This window comes from Psychrobacter sp. ANT_WB68 (assembly GCF_008369115.1).
Taxonomy (GTDB): domain Bacteria; phylum Pseudomonadota; class Gammaproteobacteria; order Pseudomonadales; family Moraxellaceae; genus Psychrobacter.
The window spans coordinates 81,378-100,744 of record NZ_VOAZ01000002.1 but is presented as its reverse complement, the minus strand read 5'-3'; the positions used below and the strand labels follow the sequence as shown (position 1 = coordinate 100,744).

Sequence of the window (19,367 nt, the reverse complement as noted above, 5' to 3'; positions counted from 1 at the left end):
GAAGCCACGATTAATTACTGACGAACAAAATTTTCTTTACTCGATAGCCAATCTGTCGCAACCGTCTGTTGCTCACCCGTCTGCATATCTTTAATACTAATGGTATTATCGTCGAGCTCTTGCTGGGCGATAATCACTGTCAATGCAGCGCCTGATTTATCCGCTTTTTTCATTTGTGCTTTTAAGCTTGTTGCGCTTGCCATTTTTACGCGCAAGTCAGGACGGTTATAACGCAAATCTTGCGCATAATTAATACCCGCACTATAGACTTCTGGATGAGCAACCACAAAAATATCGCAAACAGGTAACTCTGCAATCGGTGCCACAGCTTCGACGAGCAGTAATAATCGCTCAAGTCCCATCGCAAAGCCAACCGCGGGCTCAGACTTCACTGGTTTAGTATTATCAGTCCCGATAGATTTTAATTGTCCGACCAAACCATCGTAACGACCGCCAGCACAAACGGTCGCCTGACTACCAAGCTTATCAGTTACCCACTCAAATACCGTTTTATTATAGTAATCAAGACCACGTACTAAGTGCGGATTAATCTCAAACTCGATACCGAGTGCCGTCAAATACGCCTGCACTTGCTCAAAATGCGCCTTGCTCTCTGCACCCAAGAACTCAGCAAGCTTTGGTGCATCTGCCAATAACGCTTGGGTACTCGCTTCTTTGCTGTCTAAAATGCGTAATGGATTGGTCGTTAGACGGCGTTTGCTGTCCTCATCTAGCTGCTCTTGTTTGTCAGTCAGATAAGCAACCAGTGCTTCACGATAAGCATGACGTTCATCAATCTCACCCAAACTATTAAGCTCTAAGCGCATCTCATCTTTAAGACCCAGCTCTTGCCACATCAAGTGCGTCATCGCAATCAGCTCTGCATCGGCATCCGGTAGCGCACTACCAAAGCTTTCGACACCCAATTGATGAAACTGACGGTAGCGACCTTTTTGTGGACGCTCATAGCGGAACATGGGGCCGATATACCAAAGCTTAGGCGTATCACCACGTAAAAGATTGTGCTCGATGACCGCGCGTACTGCCCCTGCCGTGCCTTCAGGACGCAATGCCAATGGTGTTGGTGGCTCAGACTTATCAGTAAAGCTATACATCTCTTTTTCGACGATATCGGTTGCGCCGCCGATAGCACGCGCAAACAAGTCGGTTTGCTCAACGATAGGCAGACGAATATGCTCATAACCGTATCTGCCCAGCACATCCGCCAATATCGACTCTAAGTGTAGCCATTTTGCAGACTGTGCAGGCAAAATATCATTAAACCCTTTGATTGCTTTAATCATAATACGGTCGCATCCTTAAATTTTTAACAAAGTATCTCTATTATTCTTATCGCTATGTTTATCGATTAAGCCTTTAATAGCTCATCGACTTATTTTACGCGAATGATTTCATTTTCACGCTTTTTCGCCAAGTCTTCGGCATGAGCACGTACCATACTTTCGATTTCATCGACCAAATTATTGGTATCAATCAAATGACTCTTTTCGCCCATACGGTAGACCAGTGATTTTGGTGCCGCGCCGACAATACCAATATCCGCCTCTTTTGCTTCGCCTGGACCATTTACTTTACAGCCAATCACGGACAAGTTCATCGGCTCACGGATGTCTTCTAAACGCGACTCTAGCGCAGTCATGACTCTAATCACATCAAACTCTTGGCGCGAGCAGCTTGGGCAAGCGATAAAGTTGACACCATTTGAGCGAATATTGAGCGACTTTAGGATATCAAAGCCGATTTTAATCTCTTCTTCCGGCTCTGCAGCTAAGGAGATACGAATAGTATCGCCGATGCCGTCCAATAATAGACCGCCTAGGGCAATCGCAGATTTGACTGCTCCTGTACGATAGACTCCCGCTTCAGTGACACCTAAATGTAGCGGATTATCAATCTGTGCCGAGATAAGACGATAAGCATCCAAAGTTAAAAATACATTACTGGCTTTAACCGACACTTTATATTGATCAAAATTGAGGCGCTCTAATATATCAATATGGCGCATGGCGGATTCGAGCATCGCCTCGCCGGTTGGCTCGGTATATTTACGCTGAATGTCTTTTTCCAATGAGCCTGCATTAACGCCAATACGAATAGGAATATTATAATGCTTAGCACAAGCGACGACTTCACGTACTTTGGCATCGCTACCGATATTACCAGGGTTAATACGCAGACAGTCAGCCCCGGCTTCGGCTACTGCCAAGGCAATTTTGTGATCAAAATGCACGTCTGCTATCAAAGGTACACTGACACGTTTGCGAATTTCTGCAAAGGCTTTTACCGTATCCATCGTCGGTGTCGATACGCGCATCAAATCTGCCCCTGCTTCGACGCAGCGCTCTATTTGAGCAACAGTCGCGGCCACATCGCAAGTATCGGTATTGGTCATACTTTGCACGCTAATCGGTGCATCACCACCAATCGCGACATCACCGACATATATTTTCTTAGTAAGACGACGGTTAATAGGCGCTGACGTTGACATAGACAAACCCTTTCATTGGAACAAATTGGAACGAAAAAACTGGAAACAAACATCGCTTTTATCACGCTAACAACTTTTATAAAACTAATAATAATGGCTTTAAAAATAGAACTCACTTAAAAAACTATACACATTTTAAAAAAACACTATTTAATAAATTAAGGCGCTAACTCAAAACTGGCCTGCTTCCCTGCCGCATAACTGTCTAAAGCGACCGCTTTTTGATTGAGCATCAAGCTAACATTGTTAATATTATCAATCTGCACATTAAATGGCGGCATACCTGATAATTGGTAATTACCAGCATTCTGCGAGCCAGCTATCAAGCTGCTACCTGTAGCATCAGTAATAGTGACGACAGCGGTATCGGTCAGCTTAACGTCCAGCATAGCCGCTGCCGTACTTACACCGCCACCTAAATTGAGCGCCGAGCCAGAAGCACCTACGCCATTGGCATCCGTATTAATCGCTGCACCTTGTGCTTGTTCTAGGGCTGAGATGTCTTCGCTAGTAGTTACTGGCTGATCATTATTTTCTTTACTGGCATTACTCACCATACGGAATAGGAAAATCGCTAAAATAATAACGCCAATCACCGCGATAATCAGCAGCGGATTAAAACGGATACGATTGTGGGTATCGCGTTGCAAAGTACCCATCGGGCGTAGTGGCGACTCAATATTGTTGGTCGAGCGCGACTTTAGATCATTAGGATACGCAGCATCGAAGCTACTGGCTATTTTTACAGGATCTAAACCCAAAAACTTTGCATAGTTAATCGCAAAACCACGCGCAAACGCCGCTTGCGGTAAATCTGCAAAATTTTCATTTTCTAAGGCTTGCAAATGTCGTTTTAAGATAAATAACTCGGCGGCCGCGTCCTCCAAGCTGACTTGCTTAGTTTTGCGGGCTTGCTGCAACATGGCACCAAATGATCCCTGAGCGTTAGATTGAGTGTTTGATGATGGGGTGGTCATTTCCATGGTGCCTCTGGATTATTAAGCCAAGTCTTAAGTTGTTTCGCTTCATCACTTAGCGGATAAGCGGATAAAAGCTGCTGTGCCAATTGCTGGCGTGTTGCTATGTTATTTTGTGCTGCCGCAAGTTTGATGCCTTGTAATAGCAAGCGCGGGCTAATACCCTGCCCTTGTACCAGCATCAAGGTTTCATCATAAAGCCTTTGGGCCTGCTGCACACGCTGCTGCTCGAGTAATAAATCGACCAGCTCAATGTGCGCAATCACACTATTGCGGTTGCCGTCTAGAGCACGCAAAAACGCTTTGGCAGCGGCTGGATGATCATTTAGCTGAAGGTAGGTGCGCCCTAAATTCTCTAACGCCCCAATACGACCCTCGTAGCCTAGCGCTGACCCTGCAATTTCAAACTGCGCCGCCGCCTCTTTATAGCGCTTCATCTGGGACAGATAAACGCCATAATTGTTGTGCGCTTGATCAAAATCTTTATCAAGCGTGATGGCTTTTTTAAAATATTGATCGGCTTTTTCAAGATTGAGGCGACTGCCTTCTTGCTGCAACAAAACGCCCATCATATCATAGGCTGGCGCATAACGGCTATCAGCAGCAAAGGCTTTTTCAAGTTGACGCTGAGCAGTATCGAGCTCATTTTTGCGGATATATTGTGCAGCAAGCGAGGTTCGAACGCGAGCAATTTCTTGCTTATCTAAATTACGATTATCAGTCGGTCGTGTCGATGTTTGGTAAGGTGTGCCACCCATTAAGTCAGTAGTCGTTGTGCTCTGACAGCCACTCAATAACAAGGCACTTAGCGCACTTACTAACAAAATAGCTTTTGAGCCGCGTTTGTTGGCAGTATTGACACCTGATTGCTGCGCCGCTTGAGAAATGGATGTTTGATATTTGAACTGACAAGGATTTTTAAAAGTCATCATAGCCGCCATCATAAAACTGTGGTTCAATGCGTTCGATCAAAGAAGCATCAGTTTAATAGATTTATTCCCCATAAGTACAATTTATTGTTATTAATTGCGCTGCTCTCAATTATTGACGGCAATGACTACACTTTATTACCGTTGTGAGACAAAAACGACAGCTAAGCACTTCATTGAAGTGCTTAATCGCAGTATTTTATTCAAATGCTCAGTCCGTAAATACTTAACCCTGCATTACTAATCCAATATCAAATATTTTCGCGATCTTTAATACTTTGTTGCCAAGCCGCTGAGCGTCTAGTACGGTCAGCCACTTGCCCCACCAATTGACCACAAGCGGCATCGATATCATCGCCACGCGTCTGACGAATGGTACAAACAAAACCCGCTTGGCTTAAAATATCACTAAACGCATGAATGCGGTTATTGCTTGATTTGTCATACGGCGCATGTGGGAACGGATTAAACGGAATCAAATTAATTTTACTTGGTAAATCACCCAATAAAGCGACCAGTTGCTCAGCATGCTCATTGCTATCATTGACACCATCAAGCATGACATACTCAATCGTCACGTGCTTTTTATGGCGCGGGTTTACGTCAAAAACGTAATTTCTTGCTGCTGCCATCAGCTGCTCTAATGGGTATTTTTTATTAATCGGTACTAGCTCATTACGCAGCTCGTCATTGGGCGCGTGTAATGAAATTGCTAGCGCCACATCAAGCTCCTGTGCCAGCTCATACATCTTTGGCACCACACCCGACGTTGATAAGGTCACACGGCGCTTTGATAAACCATAAGCGTGGTCACTGAGCATCAACTCCATCGAACTAACAACAGGACGATAATTCAATAATGGCTCGCCCATGCCCATCATAACTACGTTAGTGACGTTATTTTCCCACAAGCTATGGTCAACGTTTTCTAAACTGTCATTTTCATCGGTCATATAGGAAGCATTGGCTACCCATAACTGCCCGATAATTTCAGCGGCGCTTAAATCACGCTCAAAGCCCTGCTTACCAGTACTACAAAAACTACAGTCCAGTGCACAACCCACTTGCGAGGAGATACAGAGAGTCTTTCGACCATTTAACTTGCTGTCATCTGCCGGAATCAATACTGTCTCAACCAATGAGCCACCCGTGACTTCAAACACCCATTTACGCGTACCGTCATCGCTATATTGACGATGAATGACTTTTGGCGGAATGACGCACGCATTGGCTGACAACTTATCACGCAATGATTTGCTCAAATTGGTCATTTGCTCAAAATCCGTCACACCCTGCTGATATATCCACTTGATGACCTGCGTCGAGCGAAACGGCTTTTCGCCAATACTCTTAAAGTATTCCGCCAATTGCGCTTGTGTCATACCTAATAGATTGGTTTTCGCCTGCGCCTCATCTACCAATTTTATGCTGTTAGCAGTTTTGGCTGGGACATGTTGGACAGGGGTTTGGACATTAGACATAATAAATAACCTTTTTGCAGGCGCTAATATAAGCGATGCAATTGTTGAGATGGGCGTTGCTGTACATACCCAATATATGAATGCATGAGCAATCCATTATGAGCGCATTTTTTATCAAAAACTGATAGCAATATGCTGATAAAGGATTGATAACGCTAGGTAAAACTCATAATGAGGGAGAATAGCTAAAATTTCAATGCATATGTAGACCATTATAATAGCTAAAACGGCTTATACCAAAAGATATAAGCCGTCTCGCCACACTAATTATTAATCAGCACTATTATTTGTAATAGCGGCTGTTAATAAGAACTGCTATTAACGCGTACGTGCACACACTTCTTCTTCATTGAAGAAGTAGCTGATTTCACGTGCCGCTGATTCAGCTGAATCTGAACCATGAACCGCGTTTTCATCGATGCTGCTAGCGAAATCAGCACGGATAGTTCCTTCAGCCGCGTCTTTCGGGTTAGTAGCGCCCATGATGTCACGATGCTTAGCGATAGCGTTTTCGCCTTCTAGTACTGACACCAATACTGGACCTGAAGTCATAAATGACACTAGGTCATTATAAAATGGACGCTCAGCGTGCTCAGCGTAAAAACCGCCTGCTTTTTTATCATCAAGTTGCATCATTTTAGCTGCAACAATTTTTAGACCTGATTTTTCAAAACGGTCATAGATAGCGCCGATGTTATTGCCAGCTACTGCGTCAGGTTTGATGATAGATAGAGTACGTTCGTTAGCCATGAAAAGCTCCTAATGGATGAAGGTGTTGAAAAATTGAACTCAGGTAATAAATAAAATAGTAAAGGGATTATTTTATCTTTGAACACTATGTTGGCTTGGGTTGACCAAAACAACTCATGGTTTACTAATACGAAAACATGAGTGCCAACATAGGATTGCTGCCTATTATAATGATTGGGACTACAAATGATAGGGTTAATTACGCTAACCGCTCAGAAAAGTAAGGTTTAAAAAAGCTTTAAAATTGCTATGCTTTAGAAAAGCACCATTTTAAAGCTGACTGATATAAAGACAATACAAATACCATTACAATAGCTTTTATAACCATACGATTAGCCAATTACTCTCCTAAACGACTGTCTCGACAGCTGCCAGCATTACATTCACGTACACGGTCATTTAAGAAATTTACCCGTTTAGTGGTAATACGGGTAGCGCAGTCCATATTAACATAAAAACCATCGTCATCATGATAGCTACATTGATCATTTCGGTCACGCATCCAAGCAAGTTGCCCACGTTTAAGTGTGGTTTTTTGCTGGCTATTTAAAACTTTATTTAGCTTGGTATAAGAATTATTAAGCTCTTTATCTGCTTCTAGATATACTTTGGTTAAGCAATAAAGACCATCAAAATCATTGATGGGTTTATCACAATTCTGGGCGCCCCAAGACAGCATGGGAAACATAAAAGCTGCTGACGTCAAGATGGCTAATGAGGTTTTAATAATAGTGTGCTTCATAATATTAGTTTTCATGTTATGTCCCTCTTATGGTTTGCTGATAATCGAAAATCCTTTTCCACACATGAAATGCTACTTAACAAAGATAATGCTATTCTTGTCACTATTAGCTTAATCTTTTTTGAAAGCGCTTATCTTGATTTTATGTAATTAGTAACTGTAAGCATTTTATAAATATTCTTAAAAACTCTCATAAAAAAAACCTCCACTGCGTTTAAACAATGGAGGTTATTATTAATAAATAGCTGTTTTACTAATTATGCATCATACGGATCGCGTAAAACAATCGTCTCTTCACGGTCAGGACCCGTTGAGATGATATCAACAGGGCAACCAATCAATGCTTCGATACGCTTGATGTACTTTTTCGCATTTTCTGGCAAGTCATCATAATTGGTGATACCAACCGTTGACTCGCTCCAACCTTGTAGGGTCTCGTACTTAGGCGTTACTGATTCATAGAATTCAGCATCATGCGCGCCAGCACACTCAGTTTCAGGTAGGTTATAACCGACACAGATTAGCAACTCTTCTAGACCATCTAGTACATCAAGCTTGGTCAAGCAGATACCTGATAATGAGTTCAATACAACAGCACGGCGTAGTGCTTCAGCATCGAACCAACCACAGCGACGGGCACGACCAGTCGTTGCACCAAACTCATGACCGACTTTGGCTAAATGGGCGCCAACATCGTCGAACAATTCGGTTGGGAACGGACCACTACCAACACGCGTGGTGTAGGCTTTAGTGATACCAAGGACATAATCTAAATATAAGGGACCAATACCCGTACCTGTTGATACGCCGCCTGCGGTTACGCTTGAGCTGGTCACAAACGGATAAGTACCATGGTCGATATCAAGCAAGGTACCTTGTGCACCTTCAAACATTAAGTTCTTGCCAGCAAGACGCAATTGATTCAGATCTTCAGTGACATCGGTCACCATGCCTTTGATTTCTTCTTTCCACTCTTGGCAAAGCTTAAAGGTTTCATCGAAATCAATGGCATCAACTTTATAATACTGAGTCAATTGGAAGTTATGATATTCGATTAGGTTGCGTAGTTTTTCTTCTAAGTCATCACGGAACAAGTCAGCAAGCTTAATCGCACGTCGCGCCACTTTGTCTTCATAAGCTGGTCCAATACCGCGACCGGTAGTACCGATTTTACCAGTACCGCGTTTTGCTTCACGTGCTTGGTCAAGCGCAACGTGATAAGGCATGATCAATGGGCAATTTGGTGAGATACGTAGGCGCTCACGTACTGGCACGTTATTGTCTTCTAGATTCTTCATCTCTTTTAGCAAAGCGTCAGGTGCTAGCACCACGCCATTACCGATAAAGCAGGTCACGCCTTCGCGTAAGATACCTGATGGAATCAGATGTAAAACGGTGGTTTTGCCATCGACGACTAGGGTGTGACCAGCATTATGTCCGCCTTGAAAGCGTGCAACTGCTGAGGCTTTTTCGGTCAGTAAATCAACGATTTTACCTTTACCTTCATCGCCCCATTGGCTACCCAAAACTACGACATTCTTACCCATGATTAATCCTTACCTTTATGTATTGAGGTGTGTGCAATAACGGTTTAAAACTGAAGTTATGCTAAAAAATACTTTAAAAAAAGGCATATTTTTCAGCGATTTAATCATTCAGTCATTTAATGACATTTCTTTATATAGCTTCTAAATTTAAATAACATCTAGATGTAAGCTTTCTAACTGAGGCCATTGCTAAGCTTATACAGTCTCTAGCTGCCACTGATCATTCGCAAAGTTTAAGCGATGCGTCATCGCCGCTGGACGGTCTTCGGCCGTTAATGGCATAGTGACGCGGTAGCCTTGCTGACGTAAGCTTGTGACCTGCTGTAATAGCACTTGCATTTGCGATTTATCAGTATCAGCCTGCTTTAATGCCTGATAATCAACCAGTACAATAATCGGTGACTCAAGCTGTGTATGCGCCAGCAAACGGCTGACATCCATACTAAAGCCTGTGGCTTCACGTGGTTGCTTAGCACTTAATTGACCTACACTATGCATACCATCAAAGCGCCCACCACGTACCAGTGGCTGGGTTTCACTATTGATATAGCCGTTAAATATAATACCTGTATGATAGTGATAACCCGACAGTTCAGTCACATCGATACTCACTGGGCACTGCCACTGCGCTTCTAAATGTGCTTTTAAGCGTTGCAGCTCATCGACAGCCGTCACAATGTGCGTATCTTGCTTGGCAATATCTGACAGCGTGTCTAATAACTTTGCCATATCATGACCAAAGCGTGCCAAGGCATAGAAATCATTGCCCATTGACAGTAGCTGGCAGACACGTTTTAGCTCTGGTAAATTTTTATTCGCATAGAGATTCATCAATTGCTCGGTGTCATTATCCGACAACTCAGCCAATACCGCTAAACGCTTAAATATCGCCACATGACCCAAATCAATATGTAGGGCAGCGCTCATATCTAAGCTATTTACCATGCTAAATAGCACATCTATCAGCTCGATATCAGCAGCAAGTTCACCGCAACCAAATATCTCTGCACCTAACTGTAGCGGTGTACGTGAGCCAAATAACCCTGAAGGCAAAGTATGAATCACATCGCCAGCGTAGCAATAACGTGCAATTCCGCTACCGCCATGATGTGCATCAATACGCAAAATCTGCGGGGTAATATCAGCTCGCACACCCATCAAGCGACCGGTCAGCTGATCAATAATCTTAAAGGTTTGACGCTTTAAATCTTCTGATGCGTCACTCAATAACGATTCAGTAAACTCAATCATTGGCGGATTGACCAATTGATAGCCATGGCTGATAAGCTGCTGGATCAATTGATGTCTGAGTACTTCTTGCTTGTGTGCATCTTCAAACAACACATCAACGACCCCATCAGGCAGCAACCAGCTGTTATTGGCAACATCGCTGGCAAAGTTGCTTAGATATGGCAGGCCGTTAGAGTTAGCGCGATGATCAGCAGGCTGAATCGCCACTTTTTTTGTCGCATTTGACTGGGCAGGTTTTGCAGAATCAGAACTGGCAGACACAATAAATCCTTGTTTGGCGTATCGCTTACCAAAAACGCGGTACTGATGCGGTACTAAAAGGTTATATTTACAATTGCAGGGATGTGAGGCGTTTTCTATTTTTGACGCGCAACATCACTGACCCAATTATCTATAAGCAAACTAGGTGACCGCAAAAGGGTGAGTAATAAGTATAAGTTAGGATGATAAGACGAGTATCTTTATGCGCTAAAAAATTATGATAAATAATCAAGGCACTTTATGCTTTAGTTTAGCATAGCAGCCAAGCTTCGCCTAGTGACAATTAACCCCAATTACCATCTAATTCATGCTCAAATAATCAGCTCTCAAACTAATTCTCTCTCAAATAGTCAATACTCTAAAGTTTTAAAGCGTTTGATGTCTGTTGCTTGCATAACGCCTTATCGGTAGACTCATGTTACACTAGAGCATATTTTTATCTCGGAAAGCCTTATGTCATCTGATTACCACCCAAATCCTGCCATCAACCAAACCAATGTCCTCGGCACTGCCCTTGCCAGCTGTTGTTTTGACCCACTTACTGGCTATTACCGCAATGGCTTTTGTCATACTGGCAATCATGATGTCGGTCAGCATACCGTTTGCGCTAAGATGACCAGCGAATTTTTAAACTTTTCCGCCAGTCGCGGTAATGATTTGACCACGCCGCTGCCTGAGTACGGCTTTGCCGGTCTACAGCCTGGTGACTACTGGTGTATCTGTGCGCTACGCTGGGTTGAAGCCTTAGACTTCGATATAGCGCCGCAGATAAAGCTTGAAGCCTGTCACGAAAGCTTATTAAGTCTGGTCGATATTGAAACGCTAAAACGCTTTGCGCTGTAATGACAGCAAACATTAAGAAGAAGCTGTAAACAAGACTTAACCTGCAAGCGTGAAGTAAAACCTAACCAGACAATACTTAAGCAGCTTTCATAGATATTGTTATCCCTATTTTTCTACTTAGACTAAAGGAGAAGGTATGAAGCAAGATGATGACCTGATTGTCAAACCGACAACGCGTATCACACCTGACTCTAATGTCACCCTTATCGACCCTAGCATGGGCGATGAGCGCTCTTATTTAGACAATTATGATAGCTATGACAGCTATATTTATGGCGATGCGGATGCGACAGTCGAAGATACGATTGAGACCATGACCGTCTACGATCCCGACTCTGAGCGCTATGAAGATATCGATTTATCCAGCGATGACGAAGTGGTCAATTGCTATGCCTACTCGCGTAAAACAGGCGAAAAAGTAAATAAGGTGGCGCTGAATGATGTCAGTCGCGCTTTAAGTAATAGTGGTCAATTTATCTGGCTTGGTCTCTATGATCCAAGCTTAGAAACCATGGTCAAAGTCAGAGATGCTTTTGAACTACATGAACTGGCGATTGAAGATGCCTTTGCTGAACACCAACGCGCCAAGGTTGAGAACTACGACAATGATATGATATTCGTGGTGCTGCGTACTGCCAAACTGGAAGACAATGTCATTCGCTATGGCACTACCGCGATATTTATGGGCAAAAATTATCTTATTACCATTCGCAATGGTCCTTCAAACTCTTATATGCCCGTACGCGAACACTGTCATCGTCGCCCAGAAAAGCTGCGGATGGGACCTATCTTTGTTCTGCATGCGATTCTCGATTTTATCGTCGATAACTATATGCCGATTACCGATCGCTTGGGCAGTTATTTACGTGAGCAAGAACGCAATATTTTCACTTACGAGTTTAATAAAGAAACACTTAGAAATTTATATGAATTAAAATCGCAGTTGGTGCATATGCGCGCGGTGATTTTACCGGTGCAAGATATCTGTAGCTACTTTATCAATCATGATAAAAGCGACTTAATATCGCCCTTTTCTCACACCGCTAAACCCTATTTCCGTGACGTCAATGACCATTTATTGCACTCTTTGGATGCGATTAATGGATTAAACGAGATGTTAAGCGTGGTCATGAACACCTATCTCGCTATGGTCAATATGGGACAGAACGAAGTGGTGCGTAAGCTTGCCGCTTGGGCAGGTATATTAGCGGTACCGACAGCGATTGCTGGGATCTATGGGATGAACTTTGATTTTATGCCAGAGCTGCACTGGCAGTATTCCTACTTAGTTATCATGGCACTCATTGGCTCTCTATGTAGCTTTTTATACTTTAACTTTAAAAGATTGGGTTGGTTATAAGCCAGAATTTCAGACAAAAAAAGGGCTGCCATTGGCAACCCTTTTTTTATTAACCGCTATTATCAATGATATTTATTGGAAAAATAAACGTCTTATTTACGATAATGCTGGCTATCAACGCTCGGTAGATGATGTTCAGTAATGGTCACTTGATGGTCATCCAAATAATCTTCTGGTCGCCCAAACATCTTGGCCGTCCAGGTTAAAATAACGATAGAGGCACTGAGCACCATAATGGCAAAAGAAATCGTTGCCAATAGCCACAGATGAAAGTTATCTGATACCGCTTGCACATCGACCACCAAATGTCGTGATAAAGCCGTAATCGCAATAAATATCAAAAACTGTACGGGCAGACGATGAGTCTTAAAATAAATGCCAATCATCGCCAGTAGTTCAAGATAAATAAATAACAATAAAATATCTTTTAAATCGGCTGAGCCTTTTTGAAAAATAACCCAGAACTCTTTGCCCGCTGTCCAAACCACCACCACACTGATCAAGAATAAAATAATATAGTGGCAAATATCGACAAACTCTCTGCCGATATGCTGCATGCGCTCATGTATTCCCATTTTAGACTTTGATACATGAATGTCAGTGGCTTGATAGGCTTGACTATTTTTCTGTTCAGATCGCTGTGCTGGTTTTTGCTCTGACAGCGGCTTCATCAGCTCACTTCACTGTTGCTTAAACCAGCTGACTTTTCAGCCGCATCAACGGTCTGGCGAATAAGGGTGTTAATCGTCATAGGCCCAACGCCGCCTGGAACTGGCGTATATGCACTAGCGATATGCTCAATGCTATTTAATTCAATATCACCAACGCCACCATTATCAGTTGGATGGAAGCCCGCATCGATGACCACTGCACCTGCTTTAATCCAATCCGCTTTAATCAATTCAGGTACGCCAACTGCGCCAACGACGATATCAGCGCGTTTAATACGAGATTCTAAATCTTGCGTTCTTGAATGGCAAATCGTCACAGTACAGTTAGCATTCAATAGCATCATCGCCATTGGTTTACCCAAGATGGCACTGCGCCCTACAACCACCGCCTCTTTACCAGCCAGCTCGATATTATTATGCTCTAGTAAATGCATGATACCTTGCGGAGTACACGAGCCATAAGCAGACTGCTGCATCGCCATACGACCAAAGCCAAGACATGTCACACCATCGACGTCTTTTGCCAAATCAATCTGCTCAAAACAAGCACGCTCATCGATATGCTCAGGTACGGGATGCTGCAGCAAGATACCATGTACATCTGGATTATTATTGAGCTCATCTATCTTAGCCATCAACTGCTCGGTGGTAGTCGCACTTGGCATCTCAACCCGAATAGAATCCATCCCAACACGCTTACAAGCATTTCCTTTCATACGCACATAAGTCGCAGAAGCTGGATCGTCGCCGACCAATATCGTCGCTAAACTTGGGGTACGTCCAGTTTTATCCTTGATAGCGTCCACGCGCGTGCGCAGTTGCTGTTCTATTTGTTTGGCAAGAGCTTTGCCGTCCAAAATGGTGGCGGACTCTTGGGCAGTAGACGCAATAGACATAAGAACTCCAATAGAGGGTACGGTAAAAAAAGTAAAGACAGCGCCCGCAACTACTTGCATGCCTGTCTTATGCTTGGTCAATATATGATTAAGACTGATATTGTACCTCTCCACGCTACAAAATCCTAGGCTTAGATAACTTCTGTATGAACATGAGCTAGCATCGAAAAGTATTAAAGAGACACATTGTTTGACATATTCATTAAAAACTGGTGCTAGATCAGGAAAATGATACGATTTTTGAGGTTAGTCTGATTAATGCTCAAACATTTTAAAGCGATTGTTTGATAAAGCATAGATTATGGAATAAGGATTGTAAAACTATACTAGGTCGTCCATCATTATTACACACCGCCCTGCAGTTTTGAGCCGTACTTGGGCTGAACCATTTGGATGAGTTACGACCTATGGTTTATATTGGAATATTGTCATGAGCAAAAAATAGCAGTTAAAGGTAAAGTTTTAGACAGTAGCTTTTTCTAGCTGCCCAGCTTTAAACTTAACAGCCAACAGTATTAGCGGCAAATAAGCAATAAGGACACCTAGCAAACCGTCTAAACGCTCTAACCCAACAGCTAAAGCTATAGGAAATAACCAAAATAAATTGATTAGCATAACAGTTGCAGTCACAGGAAGATGTGCAGAAAATTGACGCGATGCATATTGGTAAGCATGGCTACGATGGGCTTCATATATTTTATCACCACGCAATAAACGGCGTAGTAATGTAAAGGTTGCATCAACCACAAATACGCCCAATAAAATTAACCAACTCCAGAGCAACTCCATTTTAAACCATGCAGCTTGCAACGATAGAACAGCCAAAACAAATCCTAAAAACCCACTTCCTGCATCACCCATAAAAATGCGTGCAGGTGGAAAATTCCAACATAAGAATCCACCAACTGCTGCCGCTAATAAAGCAGGTACCAATGCTAATATTGGTTCATTCAACAACACATACAAAAGGGAGCCACCAGCACAGACAGAAATTGCTTCAATACTAGCAATACCATCGATGCCATCCATAAAGTTATACAGATTAAGCATCCAAACAATATATAGCGCTGCTAATAAATGACCAATCAACCCAAGATTAAACGAAAAACCAAATAAGAATAAATGCGGTAAACCACCTAGCCAATACAACACCCATGCAGCTGCAGAAAAGTGCCCCAACAAACGCCAACGCGCTGCAATATGTCCGTGATCATCTAAAAACCCAAGCAAAGCTACTGCCAAACCTGCACCAATGATACCAATCACGAATGACCAAGGAAGCAAATCCAGCATACCTATCAAAGGCAGTACCAGCAAAAAGCTCAATACAATCGCCACCCCACCGCCGCGCGGCGTAGGTATTGAATGAGAACTTCGCTCATTGGGTATATCCATCAAACTACTGGCTAGGGCATAGCGTCGTAATAACCAAGTTAAAACGAAAGCTGTGACAAACACCCCTACAATAAATAGCCAATTATTCATAGAAAAACCTCGATAGCACTGCTCTATAGCCAAGAAAGAAACGCCAGTAAGCCAAAATATTATTATAATCTGAGTAAATATTTATATATCAGCAATATGCGTTGCCATATCACGTTATCCATCCAGAAAAAGCCTTGTCTTGCTGTTCGTAGGCATAAAAGTGGATGCGAAAAATTCATATCACGAGCACTGAATTGATTTAACTTTAAAACGACTCAATAAAACCGTATTTATTATGAATCGAGCACAAGATTAAACACGAATCTACTAAGACCTCATATGTACCTAAAGCAATGCCAACCAAACCAGCATTAGATAAGTAAATATTTTTTCTTTGATTATTTACTACTACTCATAAACCCACTAGTTTCAACAAACGCTGATTTACTTTATTAGCATCAAATCTATCTTTGGCTATTTTATAGCTTTCATATCCCATCTTTTCAATTTGTTCAGGATGTTCTATAAAATAGAGCATCTTTTCAGCCAAAGCATGTGGTTGCCATTTTTGGACTAAAAAACCATTCACACCATCGACAACTGTTTCACGGCAGCCAGGCACATCGGTAGTAATTACAGGTCTTCCAATCGCCATAGCTTCTTGAGTACTACGCGGCACACCTTCTCGATAGGAAGGTAAGACGAAGACGTGACTGTCTACGATCCAATTTTTTACATCATTCACATGACCGTGATAATTGATTACTTTTGATGCGATGAGGTCATCAAGCTCTGATTGTTGTAAAGCGCCCAAGTTAGAGTAATCTATAGATCCTAAAACGGTAAACTGGGTGTCAGGATATATCTCTTTTACTGTTTTTGCTGCTTTGACAAAATCATGAATACCTTTTTCTTTAAGTAGACGACCAATAAATAAAAATTTTATAGGTAATTCAATGTTACTTATAGGATGGTGGGCGTATTCGTTTAAATTTAAACCGATTCCTCCTAACACACCTATTTCCTTTACAGCTATAGAATATTTTTCTACTAAATCCTGCCGATCATCTGGGTTTAGGAATATAAGTTTGTCCAAACGCGGTAATGCTATTTTATAAAGAAAAACTTGGATATATTTTATGAGCTGAACTTTTTTGCTCAGTCCTTCTGGCTGATCAGTAAAGGTGTAACCTAACCCTTCTAGCATGCCTATTACTTGTGGAACCTTAGCAATCCTTGCAGCTAAGGTTCCAAAAATCACAGGTTTCGCGAAATAAGAAAAAACCAGGTCTGGGGCTATTTTTTTTATTTTTTTTGACAATAAGTAAGTTGCTTTTATATCTGCTAAAGGATCTAACCCGCCTCTACTTAACTCATAAGTCACTGGTATGGCTCCTAAATCTTTTATTTTTTTAAGTTCATCTGAGCTATATTCAGAAGTAAAAGCATACACACTATGCTCTTTTTCAATCAAAAATCTGATAAGATCAGAACGAAATCCTAAAAAACTAGCGGCGACTGTACCTATCATAATAATCTTCATTTATTAACAGCCTGTTCATTTCGTAAAGATAATTTTTTGAGTCTTAAAATATAGAAAAAACTGATGTATATAGCTATATAATTACACATTCTAAGACGAACAGCTGTACCTAGATTATCATTTCCTATCAACCATACACTTGCATACAACACAAAAAATATAATTAGAAATCGTACAAAATTATCTGCTAAACCTATGTTTCTAATTATATAGATAAGCATTAGTAAAAAAGGTAAAGTCTCGATTAGTAATAAAATTATAGAAAGAGGGTTAGTAATATATAGACCTAAAAGTTGACCCAGTATACTTAATATAAAGTTGGGAATAAACATCACGGGGTTAGAGAAATCTAAGCCTAAATTAGATCCACCTTCCATTTTCTCAAAACCAGTTCTATATTCTGTTAAAACACTGAATAAACCTAAATAGTTTGCGGCAAACAATGCTATAAAATAGAGAATTAAAAAAACAAATAAGCGTTTTTTAGTAAATTTTATTTTCCATAAAAAAATTGATATTAAAAATGTATAACCCAAATAAGGACGTAAGGCTGATAGAAAGAAACCCATTAAAATCGATATGACAAAAAATAATAGAGAAAAAACTAAATTAGAGCTATTGACAAATTTCTTTACAAAAAAACATCCAACAATGAAAACAACAACCATAAATAAATCACGATATACATCCAACGTATAAAAGAACAGTGTTGGATATATTAAGCATATGAGAAAACTATACAAATAATATTTTTGATTATCTTTAAAACTTAACCCTGATAGATGCGCAATCACGTGAGGTATAACCAGCAGATTTAAAAATAAAAATAAATACGAAATACCATCTCGCGAATATAATCCAATATCATTTAAGAATTTTAATATTACTGGCCAGACATTTACTGCAACATCTGTAAAACCTTTAGCATAGGCATTATAATAATCAGAGTCATTACCGCCACCAATCCCAATATTCAAAGCTTGATTTTTTAACAAGAAATAAAGAGCTATTTTTAGAAAAAAAACAACAACTATAGACATAAAAATAGCAGTATTAGAAATCCTATCCAAATATATAGTGTTATTTTTCATTATATATATCAATCCATTTATCAACTATAGAATCTAGAGAAAATTCATTATGAACACGCTCTATGTTTTTATGAATGATATCACTTTTTATATCTTTATTCATACTAAGTGTATATTTTATTTTATTTGCTAACGCCAAAGAATCACACGGTAAAACCAAAAAATCTGGTGCATTTAAAACCTCAGCTACCCCTCCACAATCTGTAGCAACCACTAAACATTTACAGGCCATTGCTTCAGCAACGACTAAGCCAAATCCTTCATACTTAGAAGAAAGCACAAACAAATCTGCAGCGCTCATAAGTTCAGGAATATCACTTCTTCTACCTAATAAAACTACTTCATCGTCTATATTTAATTCATTAATTTTTCTCTCTAGCAAACCTCTTAGTTCACCATCACCTGCTATCAGCAGTTTAAATGAGAATGAATTTTGTTTTTTTAATATTTGAATAGCCTGTAATAGATTTGGATAGTCTTTTTCCTTATTGAATCTACCCACTGCTAGTAATATCTTGACTTCATTACTAATACCTAAATCTTTATTCAAATCTATTCTAGCATTTGTATGGCGATAAAAATTATTCAAATCAATGCCATTATAAACAGCTCTCATACCATTTTTTGGTACTGCTCCCCTATCTTCAAAAGATAAAGTGGCGTCCTTGCTCACGTTGGTAGTAATATCTGCTAAATGATGCGTTACTCTATAGAGAAACATCCGTATCCAGCCACCTTCATTGCTACTATGAGCGGTAGAAACCAGTTTTTTTATAGCGGTTATTAACCTAACCAATCTCGTTAATAAATTAGCATGTATCATATGTGAATGAACGACATCGGGCTTATATTGTTTCACTAACTTTACTAGTCGAATATATGCTGGTAGTAATGAACCGAGATCATTCAGATTAACTTTAATTAGCTCAATTTCTTTGCTATTAGGCAAAGTTAGCGTTTCACCGGTTAAATACGCTATTTTTACCTCATGGCCTTTCTTATACATTTTATCAGCGAGATCGCAAACCACACGCTCTGCTCCGCCCTGACCCAATCCTGTAATGACATATAGTATTTTCATTGCAGCCATC

17 protein-coding genes are annotated in these 19,367 nt (G+C 41.0%); 2 read left to right on the top strand and 15 right to left on the bottom strand.

Annotated features, from left to right (window positions below; genetic code table 11):
- Nucleotides 1-14: 14 nt before the first annotated feature.
- The 9 genes from hisS to FQ084_RS05615 all read right to left on the bottom strand — a co-directional run bounded on the left by hisS (nt 15) and on the right by FQ084_RS05615 (nt 10,447).
- Complete coding sequence (gene hisS / locus FQ084_RS05655) at nt 15-1,304, bottom strand: histidine--tRNA ligase (RefSeq protein WP_149489677.1); 1,290 nt, start codon at nt 1,302-1,304, stop codon at nt 15-17.
- Nucleotides 1,305-1,393: 89 nt separating this feature from the next.
- Nucleotides 1,394-2,509, bottom strand: a complete 1,116-nt coding sequence (ispG, locus tag FQ084_RS05650) for a flavodoxin-dependent (E)-4-hydroxy-3-methylbut-2-enyl-diphosphate synthase (RefSeq protein WP_149489676.1) — start codon at nt 2,507-2,509, stop codon at nt 1,394-1,396.
- A gap of 158 nt (nt 2,510-2,667) precedes the next feature.
- Nucleotides 2,668-3,486 (bottom strand): helix-turn-helix domain-containing protein, encoded by an 819-nt coding sequence (locus FQ084_RS05645; RefSeq protein ID WP_149489675.1) that lies wholly within the window; start codon nt 3,484-3,486, stop codon nt 2,668-2,670.
- Entirely contained in the window at nt 3,483-4,418 is a 936-nt protein-coding gene (pilW, locus tag FQ084_RS05640) for a type IV pilus biogenesis/stability protein PilW (RefSeq protein WP_262880675.1), read from the bottom strand. Before pilW ends, FQ084_RS05645 begins: the two co-directional genes overlap by 4 nt.
- A 248-nt stretch (nt 4,419-4,666) precedes the next feature.
- Complete coding sequence (rlmN, locus tag FQ084_RS05635; protein WP_188032907.1) at nt 4,667-5,896, bottom strand: 23S rRNA (adenine(2503)-C(2))-methyltransferase RlmN; 1,230 nt, start codon at nt 5,894-5,896, stop codon at nt 4,667-4,669.
- A 318-nt stretch (nt 5,897-6,214) separates the two neighbouring features.
- A complete protein-coding gene (gene ndk, locus FQ084_RS05630) occupies nt 6,215-6,646 on the bottom strand; it encodes a nucleoside-diphosphate kinase (RefSeq protein WP_055124481.1) in 432 nt (143 codons plus the stop codon).
- A 340-nt stretch (nt 6,647-6,986) separates the two neighbouring features.
- Nucleotides 6,987-7,403, bottom strand: a complete 417-nt coding sequence (locus tag FQ084_RS05625; protein WP_149489673.1) for a lysozyme inhibitor LprI family protein — start codon at nt 7,401-7,403, stop codon at nt 6,987-6,989.
- Nucleotides 7,404-7,645: 242 nt separating this feature from the next.
- Entirely contained in the window at nt 7,646-8,935 is a 1,290-nt protein-coding gene (locus FQ084_RS05620) for an adenylosuccinate synthase (protein ID WP_149489672.1), read from the bottom strand.
- Nucleotides 8,936-9,130: 195 nt separating this feature from the next.
- The gene (locus tag FQ084_RS05615) at nt 9,131-10,447 is read right to left on the bottom strand and encodes an ATP phosphoribosyltransferase regulatory subunit (protein WP_149489671.1); all 1,317 of its coding nucleotides are present in this window, start codon (nt 10,445-10,447) and stop codon (nt 9,131-9,133) included.
- Between the two features lie 453 nt (nt 10,448-10,900).
- On the opposite strand from FQ084_RS05615, the gene FQ084_RS05610 reads away from it, so the two are divergent.
- Together FQ084_RS05610 and corA are read left to right on the top strand one after the other, a co-directional pair.
- Nucleotides 10,901-11,290 carry a DUF2237 family protein gene (locus tag FQ084_RS05610; RefSeq protein ID WP_149489670.1) on the top strand — a complete coding sequence of 130 codons (390 nt, stop codon included), beginning with the start codon at nt 10,901-10,903 and terminating at the stop codon, nt 11,288-11,290.
- 136 nt (nt 11,291-11,426) lie between these two features.
- The gene (gene corA, locus FQ084_RS05605; protein ID WP_149489669.1) at nt 11,427-12,650 is read left to right on the top strand and encodes a magnesium/cobalt transporter CorA; all 1,224 of its coding nucleotides are present in this window, start codon (nt 11,427-11,429) and stop codon (nt 12,648-12,650) included.
- Between the two features lie 92 nt (nt 12,651-12,742).
- On the opposite strand, the gene FQ084_RS05600 is transcribed toward corA, so the two are convergent.
- The 6 genes from FQ084_RS05600 to FQ084_RS05575 all read right to left on the bottom strand — a co-directional run bounded on the left by FQ084_RS05600 (nt 12,743) and on the right by FQ084_RS05575 (nt 19,357).
- A complete protein-coding gene (locus FQ084_RS05600; protein WP_149490190.1) occupies nt 12,743-13,225 on the bottom strand; it encodes a phosphate-starvation-inducible protein PsiE in 483 nt (160 codons plus the stop codon).
- Nucleotides 13,226-13,320: 95 nt separating this feature from the next.
- Nucleotides 13,321-14,217 (bottom strand): bifunctional methylenetetrahydrofolate dehydrogenase/methenyltetrahydrofolate cyclohydrolase FolD, encoded by an 897-nt coding sequence (gene folD, locus FQ084_RS05595; protein WP_149489668.1) that lies wholly within the window; start codon nt 14,215-14,217, stop codon nt 13,321-13,323.
- 462 nt (nt 14,218-14,679) lie between these two features.
- The gene (locus FQ084_RS05590; RefSeq protein ID WP_149489667.1) at nt 14,680-15,702 is read right to left on the bottom strand and encodes an MraY family glycosyltransferase; all 1,023 of its coding nucleotides are present in this window, start codon (nt 15,700-15,702) and stop codon (nt 14,680-14,682) included.
- Between the two features lie 352 nt (nt 15,703-16,054).
- The gene (locus FQ084_RS05585; protein WP_149489666.1) at nt 16,055-17,185 is read right to left on the bottom strand and encodes a glycosyltransferase family 4 protein; all 1,131 of its coding nucleotides are present in this window, start codon (nt 17,183-17,185) and stop codon (nt 16,055-16,057) included.
- The gene (locus FQ084_RS05580; RefSeq protein ID WP_149489665.1) at nt 17,182-18,276 is read right to left on the bottom strand and encodes a hypothetical protein; all 1,095 of its coding nucleotides are present in this window, start codon (nt 18,274-18,276) and stop codon (nt 17,182-17,184) included. Before FQ084_RS05580 ends, FQ084_RS05585 begins: the two co-directional genes overlap by 4 nt.
- The gene (locus tag FQ084_RS05575; protein WP_149489664.1) at nt 18,266-19,357 is read right to left on the bottom strand and encodes a glycosyltransferase; all 1,092 of its coding nucleotides are present in this window, start codon (nt 19,355-19,357) and stop codon (nt 18,266-18,268) included. The genes FQ084_RS05580 and FQ084_RS05575 overlap by 11 nt, the downstream gene beginning before the upstream one ends.
- Between the last annotated feature and the right edge of the window lie 10 nt (nt 19,358-19,367).